Source organism: Pseudomonas sp. BF-R-24, assembly GCF_019947335.1.
Lineage (GTDB): Bacteria > Pseudomonadota > Gammaproteobacteria > Pseudomonadales > Pseudomonadaceae > Aquipseudomonas > Aquipseudomonas jessenii.
In genome coordinates, this window is the sequence record NZ_JAGYGG010000007.1 from 152,564 (window position 1) to 172,752 (window position 20,189).

A 20,189-nucleotide genomic window follows, 5' to 3' on the forward strand; every position below is an offset into this window, starting at 1 on the left:
GGCTTTTCCCTGTCTTGCCCCTTGTGGAGCTGCCCATGCCCGGCTTGCGCAATATTTCCATTAGCCGCCGTCTGTGGCTGATTTTGCTGACATCCATCCTGATGCTGCTGATACTCGCCGGCCTGATGCTCAAGCAGAGCTATAACGACCTTTACACCGCCAAGGCGCTGAAAACCCGTCACGTGGTCGAGACCGCCAGCGGCATCCTGCGTCACTTCCAAAGCCTGGAAGGCCAGGGCCTCAGTCGTGAGCAGGCGCAGCAGCAGGCCATCGCGGTCATGCGCGACTTGCGCTACGACCGCGAGGATTACTTCTGGCTCGAAGACCTCGACACGCGAATGGTCATGCACCCCAACGCCGGGCTCGAGGGCAAGCGCATGGCCGGTACACTCGATCCGGACGGCAAGGCGCTGTTCGACGAAATGGTCGCCACGGCCAAACGCGATGGCGCCGGCCTGGTTCACTACCGCTGGCCCAAGCCGGGTTCCGACGCGCCAGTGGAAAAGGTTTCCTACGTCGAATTGTTCAAGCCCTGGGGCTGGATTGTCGGCTCGGGGATCTACATAGACGACGTGCAAGTCGAGTTCCGCCGCCAGCTGATTCAGGCCTGCGTCATATTGCTGACGATCACCCTGCTGCTCAGTGCGCTGATCCTGCTGATTGCCCGCAGTATCGCCTCGCCACTGGCGCGGGTGGTCGATGCGATGGAGAACATCGCCAGCGGCGAAGCCGACCTGACCCGCAATCTGGATAACCGCTGGCGCGATGAACTGACAGACTTGAGCGGCCATTTCAACGTGTTCACCAACAAGCTGCGCGGCGTGATCGGTCAGTCCATACAGTCCGCTGACAGCCTGGACCAGGCTTCGAAGTCGCTCGGCGAAATCGCCGCCGATAGCCACAACCACAGCCAGCAGCAATCGCAGCAGATGGAACTGGTGGCCGCCGCCATCCACGAGGTCTCCTACGCCGTGCAGGAAGTGGCGAAGAACGCCGAGCACGCTGCCAACGAAGTTCGCCAGGCCGAAGAACAGGCACGTCGGGGCCAGCACAACATCGACATCAGCCTGCTCCAGATCGACCAGTTGTCCGATACCATCGGCCAGGCCGTCGAGGTGATCCAGAGCCTGGCCCGGGAAAGCACCCAGATCGGCAGCGTGCTGGAAGTGATCCGCGCCATCGCCGAGCAGACCAATCTGCTCGCGCTGAACGCCGCCATCGAGGCGGCGCGCGCTGGCGAACAGGGTCGCGGCTTCGCTGTGGTAGCAGACGAAGTGCGCCTGCTGGCCCAGCGCACCCAGCAGTCCACCGCGCAAATCCAGGACATGATCGAACGCCTGCACGGCAACTCGCAAGCTGCAGTAGATGTCATCAATGCCAGCAGCCAAGCCGCTCGACAAACCGTGGAACAGGCCCACCAAACGGCTGAAAGTCTGCACCACGTACTCGGCGCACTGCGCAATGTCACTGAACTGAACGCCTCGATCGCCAGCGCCACCCTGGAGCAGTCACACGTGGTCGAAGACATCAATCAGAACGTGACCCGCGCAGCCTCCCTGGCCCACGAAAGTGCACAGGCAGCAGACCGGTCCAACGAGGCGAGCCAGGAACTGGGCCAACTTGCGGGTCAGCTCAATCGGCTATTGGGACAGTTTCGCGTATGAGGTCGATGAGTCACATGCAGCCCTCCAAAACCCTTTTTGCCATGCCTGTCGACGAAGAACGCAACACGCGTTACCTGGAAACCCGGCACAAGGCTGTCGAGCTGTTCGCCAGGCATGGTTTCAGCCGAGTCAGCATGCGCGACCTGGCCACTTGCCTGGGGATCACCGCCGGCTCCCTCTACAACCACATCGATAGCAAAGAGGAACTGCTGTTTGAACTGATCGAGGAGCTCTACGAAGCGTTGCTTGACGGCGCCAGCCTGGTGACCCGTCGCAAATCCGCCCCCACTGTACGACTGCACGGCCTGCTTGAGGCGCACCTGCGGCTCCACGAGCGCATGGCCGCGCATTTCCGCTTGGCTGAGTACGACCTCCATTGTTTGAGCTGCGAACAGCAAGCCTCGATTCTGACCCTGCGCCGACGCTACGAGCAGCATCTGGTGGAGACCATAGACCAACTCACCGGTAAACCGGCTAGCGTCACCCGGCGCGCGACCGTAAGCGGCATCGTGTCCTTGCTCAATCAACTACCGGCCTGGGTTGGGCAGCCCAAGGCCGGCATTGGAGCACGCCGCAAGCTGCTGCATGAGATGGTGATGAGTACCCTGCAGGGTGCATTGCGGGCAACTGAGGCGGCAGTCGTTCACGCATCGCCCTCCTCCCTGGCACTTAAATAAGTACCTGATTCCGACACCCTCTGCCGGCAGCCGACAAACCCTCGGATTTTATTTTCTTACTCTCCACTGGCCCCGATGTTCATCGCTTCACGTCGGGCCAATCAGTCCTGCCACTGCACACCCCACCATAAGCTCCAGCCCAGCGGGCTATGGGTCGGGTGTAAGGAGAATAAAAATAATGAATCCAGGTTTTACATCATCACTCAACCACTTGCTCGATGCTGCCACGGCTGGATCGCAGCGCGTCCCAGGCGTAGTCGCGGCAATAGTCGGGCGTGACGGTCTGGTCTATGAGGGTGCGTCAGGTCAACGGACGCTCGGTCAAGCCCCTGCCATGACGACCGACAGCGTTTTCGCCATGTTTTCCACGACCAAAGCGATAACCGCCACGGCGGTGCTGCAGTTGTTCGAAGAGGGCCGACTGGATCTCGATGCGCCTGCCAGGCACTATGTGCCGATGATCGGCGAACTGAAGGTGCTCGAGGGGTTTGATAGCGACGGAACGCCTCGCCTTCGCGCCCCCAGAAAACACATCACCACTCGAATGCTTCTGCTTCATACGGCAGGTCTGGGTTATGAGTTCTTCAACGAAAACTACAACCGACTAGCCCAGGAACAAGGACAACCCAGCATCATCAGCGGGTCGTTGGCGGCGCTTCAAACACCCTTGCTGTTTGAGCCTGGTGAACAGTGGGAATACGGCTCCAACATGGATTGGGCCGGCCTGGTGGTCGAGGCCATTACCGGCAAGCGTCTGGGTGAAGTCATGCAGCAGCGTATTTTCGAGCCGCTGGGCATGACCGATACCGCCTTTACCATGACCCCGTCGATGCTCCAGCGGCGAGCCAGCATGCACCAACGCGCAGAGGATGGATCGCTTTGCGCACTTGAGGATTTCATCCTGCCACAGGCTCCCGAAGTGCACATGGGAGGCCATGGCCTGTATTCGACCGTGAAGGATTACTGTCAGTTTATCCGTGCCTGGCTTAACGATGGGCAGGGGGATCACGGACGGATTCTCAAACCGGAAACGATTCGTTTCGCTGAAAAAAATGGTCTCGAAAACCTGAAAGTAAAAGCCCTCCCCGGCGTTATCACCAGTCTCACCAATACCGCAGAGTTCTTCCCGGGCATGCCCAAGTCGTGGGCGATGAGTTTCATGATCAACGATCAAGACGCCCCCACCGGTCGCCCTGCGGGTTCTTTGGCGTGGGCCGGATTGGCCAATCTTTTCTATTGGATCGACCGCAAGAACGGCATCGGCGGTTTTTGGGCCACCCAGATATTGCCGTTCGCCGATTCCGTTTCGGTCAATGCCTATCTGGATTTCGAAACGGCGGCCTACCGCTATCTGACCCGCTGACCCGGCACTGATTCGATGCAGATCGCATGAGAGCCCCCCGGGGCTCCAGGCGATGCTGCACAAAAAAATTCCTCTCCAAAAACCAACAAAAACAAAACAGGTGACTCATGGAGATCTCCACACGTACCCCTGCGCGCGTTCGGCCCCTGGTGCGCGCACTTGACACTTCAACGATCGGTGCCGGCCTCGTGCTGGCGATTCTGGCGGGCAACGCCCAGGCCATCGATGTGGACGCCGGCGAATACACCGCTGCGCTTCCAGCCGGCAGCAATATCGGTTTGCTTTACCTGCAGCATGCGCAGCGGCGGTCGCTTTACAGTGATGGTCACAAGGTTGCGATCAAAGCGGGGCTCGACTCGGATATCGGCATACTGCGCGCCGCGCATTACCAGCAGTTGGGCGACTACACGATCAATACACAGTTCCTGCTGCCCTTCGGTCGCCTGGAAGGAACACGCGATAACGACTCGCTGGGACAAACCAGTGGCATGGGCGATCTGATTCTGGCGTCCACTCTATGGCTCGTGAATGACCCGGCGAAAAATCGTTACTGGGGTATTGCACCCTACCTGTACGTGCCGACCGGAAACTATGACCGCAACGATGCACTCAACCTTGGCGAAAACCATTGGAAGATGACATTGCAGACAGGCTATGTGACCGGTCTCACCGAAAAACTTTCCCTGGACCTCACCGCGGATGTGACCTTCTTTGGCAAAAATGACGATCTCACGAGTCAAGACCTGACGTTGCGCCAGACGCCGCAGTGGCAAACCCAGACCTACCTGAGGTACGCCGTGACACCAAAGCTTTCGGTGCATGTCGGTGCGTCTCGACTCTGGGGTGGTGAGACGCGCATTGACGGTCAGGATCAGAACGATGAACCCGACACCAGCAAATACCGTGTCGGCTCGTCATACTGGATAACCCCCTCCTTCCAGGCCCTGCTCAACTACGGCCAGGACGTCTCGGTCGACAACGGCTTCAAGGAAAACCAGCGGGTTAACCTAAGGCTGTTGTGGGTGTTCTGACCCACAGTGAATGGCACCGAGAGCGGGATGGACACCGCTCTCGGTACCCTCGTAGCGCCTCGAATCGCTAGCGCAGCCGGCGCTGCAAGGTCTGGGAGGGTAATTCACTGAAACGCTTGCGATAGATCCCCGCAAATTCACCCAGGTTCAGATAACCCCAGCGAAAGGCGATGGCCGAAACGGTGGTTCCCGATTGCGGGTCCGCCGCCAGCAGATCGCGGTGCGCCCCCTGCAATCGCTGCTCACGCAGGAACGCACCGGGCGTCATGCCGCGAAAACGCGCGAAGGCACCACTCAATGTCCGCACACTGGTCCCTACCGCACTGGCAATCTCACCCATCGTCGGCAGGCTCGCAGCATTGGCACTCATGAACTCTTCGGCAGCCCTGACATAACGGGGTGCAATCCGGTTCAGTGGACTATTCAAATCAAGCCCTGCCCGCCCGGCGCGGCCAGCCCATTCTTGCAGCATATGAACGCAAAGACTTTGCTCCAGGTGAGTACCCATACGTCCTTCAGCCATGTGTGCGGGAGCTTCGGCAATACAACGAACCGTGTACTCCAGCAAACTCAGCCAGCTTGATCCGACTCCGCCGATGACGCACTTGTGTCTCCAGAACTGATCATCGGGCACGAACCCAAACCACTGCAGCGCCATCCGCTCCAATACGGCATGAGGAATGGTCAGATTCAGTTGCAGGTGATCAGGGTCGAGGTCGATCCGGTAATCGACACGACTGCAATCGGCAACGAATGATTCACCCATTGCCGTATCCTCAGTGACGGAACGCCGGGTCCAGTGCCGGGCATTGCCGCGAATAGTGGTGAGCAGTAGCGCATTCCCCGCTTCGGGCGAAAATTCATCGACGCTCACCGGCACGCCATAGGCAAAACGAGTCAGCGTCAACTCGCCAATCCTGGACGAATGCATGGTGGCGTGCGGCTTGATGGCCTGCCCTTTGGGTACCACACGGTAGGGCATGTACATGCGATCCGACCAGTCGCTGATTTCATCCCACTCGGTTGAAAAACTTTTGTGATGCTGGTGAATCGGCTTGCCGCTGGCATCGGTTAACAACGCATGTTCAAGAAGCATAGAGACACCTGATTTTTATTTTTTTAGGGTCCAATCGATGCCCAGACCTGCAACTCAGAGCAACGGCGGGTAGACCATCTGGTGTGACTCGCCCATCAGCAGCGGACGATTGAGCTTCGCGCAAGTGCGCAGGTAGTCGGCCACCAGGGTAATCCTCTTGAGGTTGCGCAGGTCCTCACAGTAGTACATCCAGAACTGTCGCGTGACCTCCACCTGATCCGGCAGCACCTCGCACAGGCGCGGGTCGGGACCGGCGAGGAAGCAAGGCAGGATCGCCAGCGCGCGCCCTTCCAGAGCCGCATGGTACTGGGCGACCACGCTGGTGCTGCGCAGGCGGCTGCGCGCGCCGAGCATCAGGTCGTTCAGGTAGAGCAGCTTGAAGCTGAAGGCCAGATCATCGACGTAGGTCACGAACGGGTGACCGGCCAGATCCTCGCGACAGCCAATCGGCGGATGACTGGCCAGGTACTCCGGCGTCGCATACACACGCAGGCGGTAATCGCACAGCCGCGAGCACACGTACGGACCGCGCTCGGGCCGCTCCAGGGTGATGGCGATGTCCGCCTCGCGCCGTGACAGGTTGACGAAGTGCGGGACCGGCAAAATATCCGCCGAGATATTCGGGTAGTGCTCGAGGAAGTGGCTCATCTGTGCGGCGATGAAACAGGACCCGAAGGCTTCGGTACAGCCGATGCGCAGGTGCCCGGCAAGCCCTCCGGTGGTGCCGAAAACCTGCTCGCAGGCTACCAGCAGTGTACTTTCCAGGGTTTCGGCGTGGCAGACCAGGCGCTGCCCCTCCACGGTCAGCACGAAGCCTGCGGTTCGCGATTTCTCGAACAACATGGCGCCCAGGCTCTGCTCCAGGGCGCGGATGCGTCGCGCTACCGTGGTGTAGTCCACCCCCAGGCGGCGGGCTGCACCGCTGGCGGTGCGGGCACGAGCGACCTCGAGAAAGAAGCGCATGTCGTCCCAGTTCAAGTGACCTTGCGTTGTACTTGTTTGCATATTCATCAGGCTTTCCTGCCGTACTTTGAGAGGGCCAGTGAATAAAAAGCGCGGGCCCGGGGAGTGGCAAGGCGCCGCGCAACGCTCAATCGTCAGAACTGTTCGTCAGCAAGGCCGTACAGGGGCGCACTGCCGGCGCGGATGCTGGCTTCCAGGCTCAGCGTCCGTGGCAGCAGGCGGGCGAAGTAGAACTCGGCGGTGGCCAGTTTGGCAGCGTAGAACGGCGGGTCCCGGTCAAGTCTGGACCGGGCCACGGCGGCCATGCGCGACCACATGTAGGCGTAAGCGACATAGCCGAACAGGTGCAGGTACTCCACGGAGGCTGCGCCGACTTCGTTAGCGTTGGCTTTGGCCCGCTCCAGCAGCCAGTTGCTGAGGCCCTCCAGGCGTTCCAGGGCCTTCAGCAGTTCGCTGCCATACGCGCTTTCGTGGTGCAGCGCGAAGTGGCGGACTTCCCGAGCGAACAGGCGTAGCGCGACGCCATCGTTGGCCAGCACTTTGCGTCCGAGCAGGTCCAATGCCTGGATGCCATTGGTGCCTTCGTAGATCTGTGCAATGCGCACATCACGGACCAATTGCTCCTGGCCCCATTCGCGGATGTAGCCATGGCCGCCGAAAACCTGCTGGCCGTTGATGCAGCTTTCCAGGCCGGTGTCGGTAAAAAACGCCTTGGCCACTGGCGTCAGCAGCGCAACCAGGATCTGCGCGCAATCGCGCTCGCTGGCATCGTCGGAAAACTTCGACAGATCCAGCTGTTGCCCGACATAGCAGGCGAATGCGCGACCGCCTTCGGTCATGGCTTTCATGCCCAGCAGCATGCGCCGCACATCCGGGTGAGCGATGATCGGGTCGGCCGGTTTGTCCGGGGCCAAGGCACCGGTGGGTGCCCGACCTTGAACGCGTTCGCGAGCATAGGTGAGGGCGCTCTGGTAGGACGCCTCGGCGCAGCCGATGCCCTGAATGCCAATCGACAGGCGTTCGTAATTCATCATGGTGAACATCGCCGCCAAGCCTTTGTTCTCTTCACCGACCAGCCAGCCACTGGCGCCGTCGAAGTTCATCACGCAGGTGGCCGAGGCCTTGATGCCCATCTTGTGTTCGATCGAACCGCAACTCACGGCGTTGGCCGCGCCGAGGGAACCGTCGGCATTGACCAGGACTTTAGGTACGACAAACAGCGAAATGCCCTTCGGGCCAGCAGGGGCGTCCGGCAGTTTGGCCAGTACCAGATGAACGATGTTTTCAGTCAGGTCCTGATCGCCCCCGGTGATGAAAATCTTGCTGCCGGTGATCCTGTAGCTGCCGTCAGCCTGAGGTTCGGCGCGGGTGCGGATCAGCCCCAGGTCGGTACCGGCATGGGCCTCGGTGAGGCACATGGAGCCGGCCCAGCGGCCTTCATACATCGGCGGCAGATAGAGGTTTTTCAGGGCGTCGCTGGCGTGGGCGTCCAGCGCCAGGCAGGCACCGGAACTCAATGCGGAATACAGCGCAAAACTTGAGTTGGCGCCGTAGAGCATCTCTTCGAACTGCACGGCCAGCATTTTCGGCATGCCCATGCCACCAAACCCGGGGTTGCCGGACAGTCCCACCCAACCGCCTTCGATGTAGGTTGCGTAAGCCTGTTTGAAACCGATGGGGGTGGTGACCCGGCCCTCGTGCCACTGCGCGCCTTCTTCGTCACCACTGCGATTGAGGGGCGCAATCAGGTGCGAGGTGACTTTGGCCGCCTCCTCGAGAATGGCGTCTGCCGTATCGGTGTCGATGCTGTCGGTCAAGGCCGGCAGGCGCGCCCACATGGCCGGAGCATCGAACACTTCGTGCAGCACAAAGCGCATGTCGCGCAGTGGGACTTTGAATTCGGGCATAACGTAAACCTCGTTGGCACGGTTGTGTCATGGGCAGGGCACAGCCGAATTCGGCCTGCACGAACCCGCAGCAGCAGGTCAAACACCTGCTGCCAGATGGATGCAATGTCAGATCGGGTCAGAGCGCCTTGGCCCGCTCACGCAACACATACTTCTGGATCTTGCCTGTGGAAGTCTTTGGCAGGAGCGTGAAGATCACTGTGCGCGGTACTTTGAATCCGGCCAGATGCTCACGACAGAAACTGATGATGTCAGCCTCGCGAACGTCCTGGTGATCAGCCTTCAAGGTGACGAAGGCGCAGGGTGTTTCGCCCCATTTCTCATCGGGACGGGCGACCACGGCTGCTTCCATCACACCCGGGTGGCGATAGAGCACCCCTTCAAGCTCGATGGTGGAAATGTTCTCGCCGCCCGAGATGATGATGTCCTTGAGCCGGTCCTTGATTTCGACGTAACCGTCAGGATGCCAGACGGCCAGGTCACCGGTGTGGAACCAGCCGCCTTCGAACGCTTCGGCAGTGGCGCTCGGGTTCTTCAGGTAGCCCTTCATGACGGTGTTACCGCGAATGAAGATCTCACCGATCGTCTGGCCGTCACGCGGGGTTGGCTCCAGCGTTGTGCTATCGCCGACCATCAAGCCTTCCAGCGTCGGGTAGCGCACGCCCTGTCGCGACTTGATCTGCGCCCTCTCCTCCAGGGAAAACTCATCCCATTCGGCGTGCCAGGCGCAGACCGTCACCGGGCCATAGGTTTCGGTCAGGCCAAACACATGGGTGACCTTGATGCCCATCTCTTCGACGGCACCGATGACTTTGGCCGGTGGCGCAGCGCCCGCGACCAAGGCATTGACCGGGTGATCGATGGCCGCTTTCGCTGATTCGGGCATGTTCACCAGTGCATTGAGCACAATCGGCGCACCGCACAGGTGAGTGACCTGATGCTCGCGGATCAGCGTGAGGATTTTCTGTGGATCGACCCGGCGCAGGAAAACGTGCACACCCGCCAGGGCAGTGATGGTCCATGGATAGCACCAGCCATTGCAATGGAACATCGGCAGGGTCCAGAGGTACACCGGATGGTTGCCTATGGCCCAGGTCATCTGGTTGCCCAATGCGCTCAGGTAAGCGCCGCGATGGTGGTAGACCACGCCCTTGGGGTTGCCGGTGGTGCCTGAAGTGTAATTCAGCGAAATGGCCTGCCACTCGTCGCCCGGCCATTGCCAGTCGAATGCCGGGTCGCCTTCGGCCAACAGCGCTTCGTAGTCAAGGTCGCTCGCGGCCTGACCTTCACCGTATTCCGGGTCATTGACGTCGATCACCAAAGGCGGGTGATCCAGCATGCCAAGCGCCGCCTGGATCACATCATGGAACTCGCGGTCGGTAATCAACACCCTGGCTTCGCCATGCTGCAGCATGAATGCGATCGCCTCGGCATCGAGGCGCACGTTGAGCGGGTTGAGCACGGCGCCGATCATCGGCACACCGAAATGCACTTCAAGCATCTCGGGAATGTTGGGCAGCATCACCGCCACCGTGTCGTCCTTGCCGATACCGCGACCGGCCAGCGCCGAGGCCAGGCGTCGGCAACGGGTGTAGGTCTGCGCCCAGGTGCGGCGAATCGAACCGTGGATGACGGCGAGGTGATCGGGATAAGTGCTGGCGGTGCGCTCGATGAAACTCAGCGGAGACAAGGCAATGTGGTTGACAGCCGAAGGGCCTAGGCCTTGGTCATAGATAGACATGTGCGGGTACTCGATGGCTGATTGTTAGCTCTATGGTTGACCTTGCAGCGTAGTCGCCGCAGTCACCTTCAAAGTCCGGATGACTTTATATAACACTGCGTCATTGATATGGAAGTAGAACCTACGTCGTATAGTATTATTACTATATCTATTTCTATTAAGTCCGAATCAATGCCGCCAACGCTCCAAGGCTGGTATATGCTTGGTTTCCCTGAGAAAGTGGACCCGCAATGACCCTGACGCCCGTTCGATTGCACAGTTGGTTGCGCCTGCAGCGCGAGGGTGTGTCTCTGGCCACCCGGGCCGATGCGCTGTGTCGGGCGCTGCAGGATTGCCCTGAGGTGCAGCGGGCGGTTTACCTGAGCTGGCAGCCCAATGCGCGGATCTACAGCCATGAGGGCGCCGCTCAGCATTTGCCGCCGGGACTTGGCGACCCGGCGCTGGCCAGCGACCAGTTGCTCTTCGAGCATCTGGTCGAGGCAGGCCGCCTGGACCTGGCTCAAGTCCGTCAACTCGATTGCTGGTTGTCCGGCCGGTTGCGCCGGGCCGCGATCAGCCATGGCCAGGTATTTGATCTGGCCTTGCAGCCGGGGCAGCCGGGCTTGTTGCTGGTGGAAGTGCGCGAGGGCGTGAGTCTCGATTGGCTGGGCTGGGTGCAGGATTTGCTGACGACGCTGCTGAGCAGCGTCAACGGCCTGCTGCGTGGTTCGCCACTGTTGGGTCACGATCCGCAACCGAGCCTGTTGCTCGATGCGCAAGGTCGACCGCTGGAGTTCAACGCGGCACTGATGGCGCTGCTCGCCGAGAAGTCACTGACCGATGTGTTGGGCTTTTTACCGGTCAATCATCGGGTGCTGGTGCGTGCCTGCCTGGATCAGCAACGCGCCGTCGAAGGTGTCGAGGCTCAGTTTGAAACGCAGATCCTGATCTGGACGTTCATTCCCGATCCCCAGGACAACCGAGTGCTCGCCCGTTGCCGTGACGCCACGGCGCAAGTGCTGGCGGAGCGTGAAGCGGCCACCGCACGACGGCTGTACCGGCTGATCATCGAAAACACGACTGACCTGATATCCCGTCACACCCCCGAAGGTCGCGTTATCGATGCATCACCGGCGTCCTGGACCCTGCTCGGTTACTGGCCCGAAGAGTTGCGCGGGCAAATGGCCCAAGGCCTGTTTCATAGCCAGGACCTGGCCGCTCTGGTGCAGCGCGCGCGCGATGCGCTGGAGCAGGATGGCTATCACACCATGACCTATCGCATTCGCCATCGCGACGGCCATTACCTGTGGTTCGAAACCGCCAGCCGGGCGATCCGCGAAACCTACACCGGGGCGGTGGTCGAAATCGTCAGCATATCCCGGGACATCACGGCCCGGGTGCAGGCCGAGGAGAACAAGCGACGCCTGGCCGAAGTGGTCGAGGCCAACATTGACCCGGTGTTGTTCATCGCTCCCGAGGGCCAGGTCACTTACCTCAATCCAGCCGCGCGACGCATCCTCGGGATTGATGAGCAACAACCCATGCCGGCCCTGGCCGCGTTGTTCGCAAGCGGCGACCTTGCGCGCCTGCAACGCGATGGCTGGAGGCGCGCCGAGCGCGACGGTGTCTGGAGCACCGATGCGCGTTTGCAACCACCGGGCGGGGGCACATCGGTGCCGGTGTCGCTGGTACTGCTGGCGCACCGTTCCGCCGGCGGTGAGCGTTATTACTCATTGGTCGCGCGCGACATGACCGAGCGCGAGCTGCGGGAAGTGCAACAGCGCCGTCATCAGGACGAACTGGCACACACCGCACGGCTGGTCACTCTCGGTGAACTGGCCTCGGGGATCGCTCACGAAATCAACCAGCCGCTGGCTGCCGTGGTCAACTATGCGAATGCAAGCCAGCGCTACCTGCAAACGCTGGATTCCAATCCCCAGGCCGCTGCCAGAGTGACCCAGGGCCTGGAACGCATTACCCATCACGCCACCCACGCCTCCGAAGTGATCCGACGGTTACGCTCCTTTTTGCGCAAGGGACAGCGTCGCATGCAGGCGCTGAACTTGACCGACGTCGCCCGCGAAGCCGTGCGTTTGTGTGCCTGGGAGGCGAGTAATTGCCAAGTGACAATCGAGGATCGACTGCCGGATAATCTGCCCCCCGTTTATGCCGACCGCGTGTTGCTGGAACAGGTGCTGCTCAATTTGTTGCGCAATGCCATCGATGCCAACCGTGAGCAACATCCCGGGCAACCCTCTGTGATCGTGATGGCCGTGGAGCATGGCAGTGGCGCCTGCGTGGAAATCAGTGTGCGAGACCAGGGGCCGGGCGTCAGCGAGCCGGAACTGGAACAGATATTTACCCCGTTTTACACCAGCAAGGCCGATGGCCTGGGGCTCGGTCTGTCCATGAGCCGCAGCATCATCGAAGGTTTCGGTGGCGAATTGAATGCCCGGCGCCAGCCTGTCGGGCTGCTGATGTGTTGCCGCTTGCCGCTTGCCGGCCCAACAAAACAACAATAGGAATCAGGTAATGGCAGGTGTAACGGAGCACGTTGTGTACGTGGTCGATGATGACCAGGGCATGCTCGAATCGACGGTCTGGTTACTGGAGTCGGTCGGGCTCAAGGCCTTGCCGTTTACCAGTGGCGTCGCGTTCCTCGATGCCTGCGATGCAAGCCTCGATGCTTGTGTGCTGCTGGACGTTCGCATGCCCGGTATGGGCGGGTTGAACGTGCAGGAAGAAATGCGTGTGCGCCAACTGAACCTGCCCATCATCTTCGTCAGCGGGCATGCGGATGTGCCGATCGTGGTGCGCGCGTTCAAGGCCGGTGCCCATGACTTTATCGAGAAGCCCTACAACGAACAGCTGTTGCTGGACAGCGTGCAACAGGCGCTCAGCAACTGTGCCGCCAACCGTTCGGGCAACCAGGGCCACGAAGCCTTGCAGGCGCGCTTGTTGACCTTGACCCCGCGCGAGCGCGATATCCTGTTGCCACTGGTGCAGGGTTACACCACCCGCGAAATCGCGGAGCAACTGGGCGTAAGTGCAAAAACCGTTGATCTGTATCGCGCGCGCGTCATGAAACGCATGCAGGCCAACACGCTGCCGGACCTGGTGGGCATGGCCATCGCGGCGCAGATGGTCGATCCGCTGAAGTTGCGTTGATTCCTCAGGACAGGTTTTCAAGCAGCTCCAGCGCCTGATCAAAATCGAAGCACTCCGCTTGCCGCACAACCCGAAGCAATTGCTCGGTCATCCGCGGGTCTGAAGCCAGCCCCTGCAGTTTGAGCAAGGCCGTCAGCGCCTGGGTGTCGCTCTCGGCCAGCAGAGACCGGACGTGGGCCAATTGCGCATGCCATTCGCTGTCCGGTGGCACGCTTGATGAGTCTGCGCACGATGTCGGCTCGCGGAGCACCGATAAGCCTTCCAGCACCGTTGTCAGGCAACGCTTGACCTCCACCAGCCGGTCAGCCAGGTCCTGCTCCGCCCCATCGTTCAGACACGCCTGCTCCAGTGCGGCGGCTGCATTCGCCACTTCAACGGCACCAATGTTGCCCGCCGTTCCGCGCAGGGTATGGGCCAGCCTGACCGTCGCCGAACGATCGCCCTGGCCTCGGGCACCCAGGAACTCGGCGCAAAAAGCCTGGTGGCTGGAGCGAAACTTGCGCAGCAGTCGCAGATAGAGCTCGACCTTGCCCATGCAGGTGCCCAGGCCCGCTTTCAAATCAATGCCGGGAAGGCTGGCTGGCAGGCTCGCCGCTGACTCCGTGGTGACCGGCGAAACGTCGGCCGACATCGCGCCACGGTCAGCTCGCGGATGTATCCACTTGGCCAACGTGGCAAACATGTCGTCGACGTTCAAGGGTTTGGAGATGTGGTCGTTCATGCCGCAGGCCAGCGCCCGCTCGCGGTCCCCCGCCATGGCGTCGGCAGTCATGGCGATCACCGGCAGATTCGCCCAGCGTGGCTGCTCACGAATCTTGCGGGTCGCGGTATAACCATCCATCACCGGCATCTGGCAGTCCATCAACACACCATCGAAGTCTGCGTCACGCTCCAGTTGGTCGAGCGCTTCTGCGCCGTGAACGGCCAGGCACAGCTCGATCCCGGCGCTCTCCAGCAGTTCACAGGCCAGCTCGCGGTTCAGCTCATTGTCTTCGACCAACAGCAGTCGCGCGCCACGCAGGCTGGCCATGGCACTGGCACTCTGGCCAAGTCGCGAGCTGGCCCGGGTATCGGCCTGGGGGATCTTGCCGAGCACCGTGCCCAGCGCCTCAAGCAAAGTGGACGGCGTCACTGGCTTGGTCAGCACCACCGGCAAATGAATGCCGTACCGACTGGCCTCTTCGCGGGCTTCCTCGCGACCGAACGCCGTGACCATGATGACCGACGGCGTTTGCGCCAGTTTGGCGGCCTGCATCTGCCGCACCGTTTCCACGCCGTCCATGCCAGGCATGCGCCAATCCATCAGCACCAGATCATAGGGCAGCACCTTCGCTTCGGCGTCCACCAGCATGGCCAGTGCGGCCCGGCCGCTTTGCGCGACGTCCACCTCCACGCCAAAACTGCGCGCCATGCTGGACAGGATCTCCCGCGCGCTGGCGTTGTCATCGACCACCAACACACGGCTGCCCAGCAATTCGTCGGCGGTCACCATGCGCCGTAAATGGCTGTCGCGCTGCACCCCCAGGCTCACCTCGAAATGGAAAGTGGAACCAAGTCCCGGCTCGCTCTCTACCCAAATGCGCCCGCCCATCAATTCCACCAGATGCCGAGAGATGGCCAGGCCCAACCCGGTGCCACCGTATTTGCGGGTGGTGGTGCTATCGGCCTGGCTGAAGGGTTGAAACAGGCGCGAGCATTGCTCGGCGTTCATGCCGATCCCGGTGTCGCGCACCCAGAAATGCAGCTGCACCTGCTCTCCTGCCGCGCCCCGGTGCTCTACGCCGAGCACGATCTCGCCCTGCTCGGTGAACTTCGTCGCATTGTTGCCCAGGTTGATCAGCACCTGGCCAAGGCGCAACGGGTCGCCGATCAAGGCGGTCGGCAGCTCGGCATCCGTGTTGAACAGCAATTCCAGGCCTTTGTCCTCGGCTTTGAGGCCGATCATGCTGGCAAAGCCGTCGAGCACGGCCTCGAGGTGAAAGGGAATGTGCTCCAGGTGCATCTTGCCGGCCTCGATCCTGGAGAAGTCGAGGATGTCGTTGATGATCACCAACAGGTATTCCGCCGAGCGATGGACTTTTTCGATGTAGTTGCGCTGGCGGTGGTCGAGCTCGGTTCGCAATGCCAGGTAGCTCATGCCGATGATGGCGTTCATCGGTGTGCGGATCTCGTGGCTCATGGTGGCCAGGAAGTTGCTCTTGGCCCGGGTCGCCTCTTCTGCGGCCTCCCGTGCGCGCTGCACCTCGGCCTCGGCGGTCTTGCGGTCGGTGATGTCAAAGTACCAGTTGGCCCCCATGCCCCGCTCCCCCAGCGTCATCGTGACGGCCGAAACCAGTACGTCGAAGCGCTCGCCTCCAGCGCGCTGCAGGGTGGTCTCGAAGTTCAGCACTGCACCTTGCGCTGCCGCTTCGAGAAAGCGCTGGTGTGCCTGCGGGTCGACCCAGAACTGCGCCGGATCCGCACCTTCGAGTTCAGCCAGACGAGTCCCGAACAGACTGTCGAACTGCGGATTGCAGTAGGTTGGACGGCCATCGACGTCCCTGATCACCATGGCCACCGGGCTGCTGTCGAGTACTGCGCGCAACTGTGCCTCGCTGGTCTTGAGTGCCGCCTGCAGCTGACGCCGTTCGCTCACGTCGCGCACCGAAGCGCACACGCATACGCCGTCCCCTTCCAGGCTCGGCAGATGCGACAGGCTGATCTCTGCCGAGAACAGACTTGCGTCTTTGCGCACGCCTTGCAGGTCGTCCAGGTTGGCCCCCATCTGGCGAGTGGCGCCGTGGGCCATGAAGCCCTGGCGCAGAGCCTCGTGGCGCCCTCTGCTGGCCAACGGCACCAAACGATCGATGGACTCGCCGAGCAGCTCACCGGCGCTATAGCCGAACAGCTGATCCAGTTGGCGATTGGTGCGCAGGATCTGTCCTTGGGCATCGACCACCAGCATGCCGTCCGGCGCCGCTTCGATAATCCCGCGATACCAGGCCTCGGTGGCGCGCAACGCCGATTGCTGGGTTTCCAGTGCCTGCGCCTGCTGCTCCAGTTGCAGCGCCTGTTCCGCCATTTCATTGGCCTGGCGACGGGTTTCCGCTAACAGGGTCTTGACCGCCTGATTGCGCTCCAGAATCGCCATGGCTGCGGCCAAACGTGGGGTGGCCTCCTGCAACAGCAGCAGTTCACGCTCGCCCAAGGGCTCCAGCCCAGCCAGTTCGAGCACCCCCAGCAACCGCTCGCCACGGACAATGGGTTGCAGCAGCAGGCAACGGGCCGGGACCTCGCCAAGGGGCGAGCGCAAACGCCAGTATTGCTCCGGCATCGCCTGAAACTGACGCGGCACGCGATCCACCGCGCACTGCCCCAACAGGCCATCGCCGAACATGACTTGCGCCTCGGGTGGCCGCTCGGAATCGGTGGCATAACGACCCATCAACAGCAGCGTGCCGGAATCCTCCTGCGCGCTGTACAGCACCCCTTGGCAGAATCCGTGCAGGCTGGCCATGCATTGCAGGAACACCTGCGCCAGTTCGGCCGGGGTTTCTGCCTGCTGCAGATCGACCTGCAATTGGGCGGTATGCGCCTTGATCCAGCGCTGGCGCTCAAGCTGTTGGGATTCGGTCTGCAGTTTGGCGATGGCCCGCGCCAGATCGCCGGTTTCGTTGTTAAGGTCAGTGTGGGGAATCGGTTGATCGAGCTGCCCCGCGGCCAATTGGTCTACCGCCACCCGCACCCGGTTCAGTGGATTGCGGATCGACTGGCTGACGACCCAGGACAACAGCAACGCCAGCGACAAACCACCGAACAACAGTACGTAGGTCAGCCTGGTGCTGTGTTCGGCAAACTCGGCAATGTCCTTGGCCGTGTCGCGAATCGAGGCTTCCTTGATCTGGACGATCGCGTACAAAAGGCCGTCGGCCTGCCGGGCAAGTTGCTGGAATTCACTGCTATTGAGCAGTACCAACGCCTTGTTCTGCTGGCCCTGGTCGATCGATAGAAAGGCCTGGTCGCTATGACGCTGCAACTGTTGCAGCAGCAGGTCGAGCTCGGCGAGGCGCGCCAGATTGTCCGCGCGCCTTAAGGTCACTTTGGCGCGGGCCACGGCCTGCTGCAGGCCTTCGCGGATACCATGCAGTTGCTGCAGGGATTCGACGCGAATCTGCGCGCTGTCGGTGCCCACCGCACGCTGCAGTGCTTGCATCATATGGGGCAATTGCACACGGGCTTCCTGCAAGTGCTCCATGCCGACCAGTTCCTGCAGATAGAGGTTCTGCATGTCCTGCTTCAGCGATTGCTGGGTGCGCAGGCTTTGCACGCCGAGCACCAGCACCAACAGCAGCAGCGCCGAGAACCCCAGGATCAGTTTGTGAAGCAGCGCGAGGCGCTCAAGCAGGGTGCGCAATCCGGCCATGACTATCCTCGTGGACCTGATGAAAACACTGACGAAGAGACAATCGCGGGTTCACGGAGCCTGGCCGATACGCTCCAGGGCAGCCCGCTTGCCGGCCATATCCTGGTCGGAATCGGCGAAGCGCTCGGCAATGGTCTGGAACTGTTCGAGGCAATCGAGGAAGGCATCGCAGATATCGGGGTCGAAGTGCGTGCCTCGCCCCTGACGAATAATCTCGACGGCCTGCGCGTGGGGCATCCCCGCTTTATAGACCCGACGGCTGATCAATGCGTCATAGACGTCCGCCACTGCCATCAACCGCGCACTGACGGGGATATCGTCACCCGCCAGCCCTTGCGGATACCCACTTCCGTCCCATTTTTCCTGGTGACTGTAGGCAATCTCCTTGGCCAGGCTGAGGAACTCGGCGCGAATGCCGAGCTGATCCTCGGCATGCTGGATGGCGTCACGTCCCAGCGTTGTATGAGTCTTCATGATCTCGAATTCTTCCTCGGTATAGCGTCCCGGCTTGAGGAGAATATGGTCGGGGATGCCGATCTTGCCGATGTCGTGCAGCGGCGCCGACTTGAACAATAACTCGATGGTGTCCTCGGTGAGAAAGTGACTGAAGCGCGGATGAGCACGCAGATGCTCGGCCAGCACCTTGATGTAATGCTGGGTCCGCCGGATATGGTTGCCCGTTTCGTTATCGCGAGTCTCGGCCAGTGAAGCCATGGCCTGGATGGCCACATCCTGGATCGCAATCACCTCGCGGGTCCGGCGCGCCACTTCCTTCTCCAGATAGTCGTTGTGATCGCGCAGGAAGTCTGCCGCCGCCTTGAGCTTGAGCTGGGTATCCACCCGCGCCAGGACCAGCGCCGGCCTGATCGGTTTGGTGATGTAGTCGACAGCCCCCAGTTCCAGGCCATGGATCTCGTCTTCGGTGTCGGCCATGGCCGTCAGAAAGATGATCGGAATGTCACGGGTACGCGGGTCGCGCTTGAGCCGCTGCGCGACTTCATGGCCGGACAGCCCGGGCATCATCACGTCCAGCAGGATCAGGTCAGGGAGTGCGTCGCCCTGTAGTACGCGCAAAGCCTTTTCACCGCTATTGGCGGCCTTGACCCGGTAGCGATCCTTGAGCAGATCCGTCATCAGCATCAGGTTGTCGGGCGTGTCATCGACCACCAGCAGGGTCGGCGGACTGTAATGACTCTGTTCGGCACTCATGGCGGGTGGCTCCCATGCCAGACTTTGACATCCCGAGGCAACACTTCCACTGCCGCCCCGGCGCAAGAAAGCTTAGCTGCTGTTCTCCAGGGCTGCCCGGCGCCGAGCCCGAACCAGAAGCGTCAGCCGTTGCCCTCATAGCGTGGGTCAGTAGTCTGTTTGAGGTATTACCCAAAGCTGACCTTGATTGACTATGACGCCAGGGATTTTCGGTCATCCGGATGGACCAGGCAGCACGACCGCCGCTCCATCCATCAACCGCAACGAGGAGCTTGATAGCTATGGAAAAAGTCATCTATCTGCTGTGGCGTGATACCCAAGTCAGTCCTGATACCTTCGCCCATCGCCTGCGCAGTGAGGTCGCCGGGCAATTGCAGGCACTCGGCGCCCGTGGTGTGCAATTGAACCTGGCCGATGCCGATGTGCAACCCGCCGCCGGCCTGCGCCAGGAAAACAACCGACCATTGCCCAATGGCAGCCTGTCGCTGTGGCTGGACAGTGCCAACGGGCCGGCTCGCCGCCCTTTCGATAACCTGATCAGCGCGGCAACGGCGCGCCTGGCCGCCTACCTGGTCTGCGAGTCGGTCGCCATCGCCAATACCCGCTTTCCTGCAACACCCGGTGAGCGTACCCACGGGTTTGCCCAACTGGCCCTGCTGACCCGCCCTCCACGCCTGACTCCCGAGGCCTGGCTGGACATCTGGCGCAACCATCACACGACGGTGGCCGTGGACACCCAAGCCAACTTCCAGTACGTGCAAAACCTGGTGGTGTCGGCACTGACCCACGGCGCCCCACGGATCGATGCCATCGTCGAAGAATGTTTTCCGCCAGCGGCCATGAGCGATCCCATGGCCTTTTTCGACGCGGCGGGCGACGAAGGGAAATTCCAGCGCAACCTGGCGGCGATGATGGACAGTTGCAGCCGCTTCATCGATTTCGACAAGATCGACGTGCTGCCCACCAGTCAGTACTGCCTGTAGAACCGG

13 protein-coding genes are annotated in these 20,189 nt (G+C 61.3%); 7 read left to right on the forward strand and 6 right to left on the reverse strand.

Annotated features, from left to right (window positions below):
- Positions 1–35: 35 nt before the first annotated feature.
- The 4 genes from KGA98_RS08320 (at position 36) to KGA98_RS08335 (ending at position 4,735) form a co-directional block, all read left to right on the forward strand.
- Positions 36–1,664 (forward strand): methyl-accepting chemotaxis protein, encoded by a 1,629-nt coding sequence (locus tag KGA98_RS08320; RefSeq protein ID WP_223502028.1) that lies wholly within the window; start codon positions 36–38, stop codon positions 1,662–1,664.
- Positions 1,661–2,341, forward strand: coding sequence for a TetR/AcrR family transcriptional regulator (locus tag KGA98_RS08325; protein ID WP_223502029.1), 681 nt, complete (start codon positions 1,661–1,663; stop codon positions 2,339–2,341). Before KGA98_RS08320 ends, KGA98_RS08325 begins: the two co-directional genes overlap by 4 nt.
- 178 nt (positions 2,342–2,519) lie before the next feature.
- On the forward strand, positions 2,520–3,704 hold the full coding sequence (locus KGA98_RS08330) for a serine hydrolase domain-containing protein (protein ID WP_223502030.1): 1,185 nt from the start codon (positions 2,520–2,522) through the stop codon (positions 3,702–3,704).
- Between the two features lie 107 nt (positions 3,705–3,811).
- On the forward strand, positions 3,812–4,735 hold the full coding sequence (locus KGA98_RS08335) for a transporter (protein ID WP_223502031.1): 924 nt from the start codon (positions 3,812–3,814) through the stop codon (positions 4,733–4,735).
- Positions 4,736–4,802: 67 nt separating this feature from the next.
- Here KGA98_RS08335 and KGA98_RS08340 read toward each other — a convergent pair whose 3' ends face one another.
- The 4 genes from KGA98_RS08340 to KGA98_RS08355 all read right to left on the reverse strand — a co-directional run bounded on the left by KGA98_RS08340 (position 4,803) and on the right by KGA98_RS08355 (position 10,442).
- Positions 4,803–5,831, reverse strand: a complete 1,029-nt coding sequence (locus KGA98_RS08340; RefSeq protein WP_223502032.1) for an AraC family transcriptional regulator — start codon at positions 5,829–5,831, stop codon at positions 4,803–4,805.
- Positions 5,832–5,885: 54 nt separating this feature from the next.
- Positions 5,886–6,842, reverse strand: coding sequence for a LysR family transcriptional regulator (locus KGA98_RS08345; protein WP_090456048.1), 957 nt, complete (start codon positions 6,840–6,842; stop codon positions 5,886–5,888).
- Between the two features lie 86 nt (positions 6,843–6,928).
- Positions 6,929–8,701: an acyl-CoA dehydrogenase C-terminal domain-containing protein gene (locus KGA98_RS08350; RefSeq protein ID WP_223502033.1), complete on the reverse strand. Its 1,773-nt coding sequence runs from the start codon at positions 8,699–8,701 to the stop codon at positions 6,929–6,931.
- A 118-nt stretch (positions 8,702–8,819) separates the two neighbouring features.
- Positions 8,820–10,442, reverse strand: coding sequence for an acyl-CoA synthetase (locus KGA98_RS08355; RefSeq protein ID WP_150813940.1), 1,623 nt, complete (start codon positions 10,440–10,442; stop codon positions 8,820–8,822).
- Positions 10,443–10,672: 230 nt separating this feature from the next.
- On the opposite strand from KGA98_RS08355, the gene KGA98_RS08360 reads away from it, so the two are divergent.
- Together KGA98_RS08360 and KGA98_RS08365 are read left to right on the forward strand one after the other, a co-directional pair.
- Positions 10,673–12,943 carry a PAS domain-containing sensor histidine kinase gene (locus KGA98_RS08360; protein ID WP_223502034.1) on the forward strand — a complete coding sequence of 757 codons (2,271 nt, stop codon included), beginning with the start codon at positions 10,673–10,675 and terminating at the stop codon, positions 12,941–12,943.
- A 10-nt stretch (positions 12,944–12,953) separates the two neighbouring features.
- Complete coding sequence (locus KGA98_RS08365; protein ID WP_102672425.1) at positions 12,954–13,589, forward strand: response regulator transcription factor; 636 nt, start codon at positions 12,954–12,956, stop codon at positions 13,587–13,589.
- 4 nt (positions 13,590–13,593) lie between these two features.
- Here the strand turns inward: KGA98_RS08365 and KGA98_RS08370 are convergent, their stop codons facing one another.
- Together KGA98_RS08370 and KGA98_RS08375 are read right to left on the reverse strand one after the other, a co-directional pair.
- Positions 13,594–17,991, reverse strand: coding sequence for a response regulator (locus tag KGA98_RS08370; RefSeq protein WP_223502035.1), 4,398 nt, complete (start codon positions 17,989–17,991; stop codon positions 13,594–13,596).
- Between the two features lie 51 nt (positions 17,992–18,042).
- Positions 18,043–19,200, reverse strand: a complete 1,158-nt coding sequence (locus KGA98_RS08375; protein WP_223502036.1) for an HD-GYP domain-containing protein — start codon at positions 19,198–19,200, stop codon at positions 18,043–18,045.
- Positions 19,201–19,481: 281 nt separating this feature from the next.
- On the opposite strand from KGA98_RS08375, the gene KGA98_RS08380 reads away from it, so the two are divergent.
- Positions 19,482–20,183, forward strand: a complete 702-nt coding sequence (locus KGA98_RS08380; RefSeq protein WP_223502037.1) for an EthD domain-containing protein — start codon at positions 19,482–19,484, stop codon at positions 20,181–20,183.
- Positions 20,184–20,189: the final 6 nt, after the last annotated feature.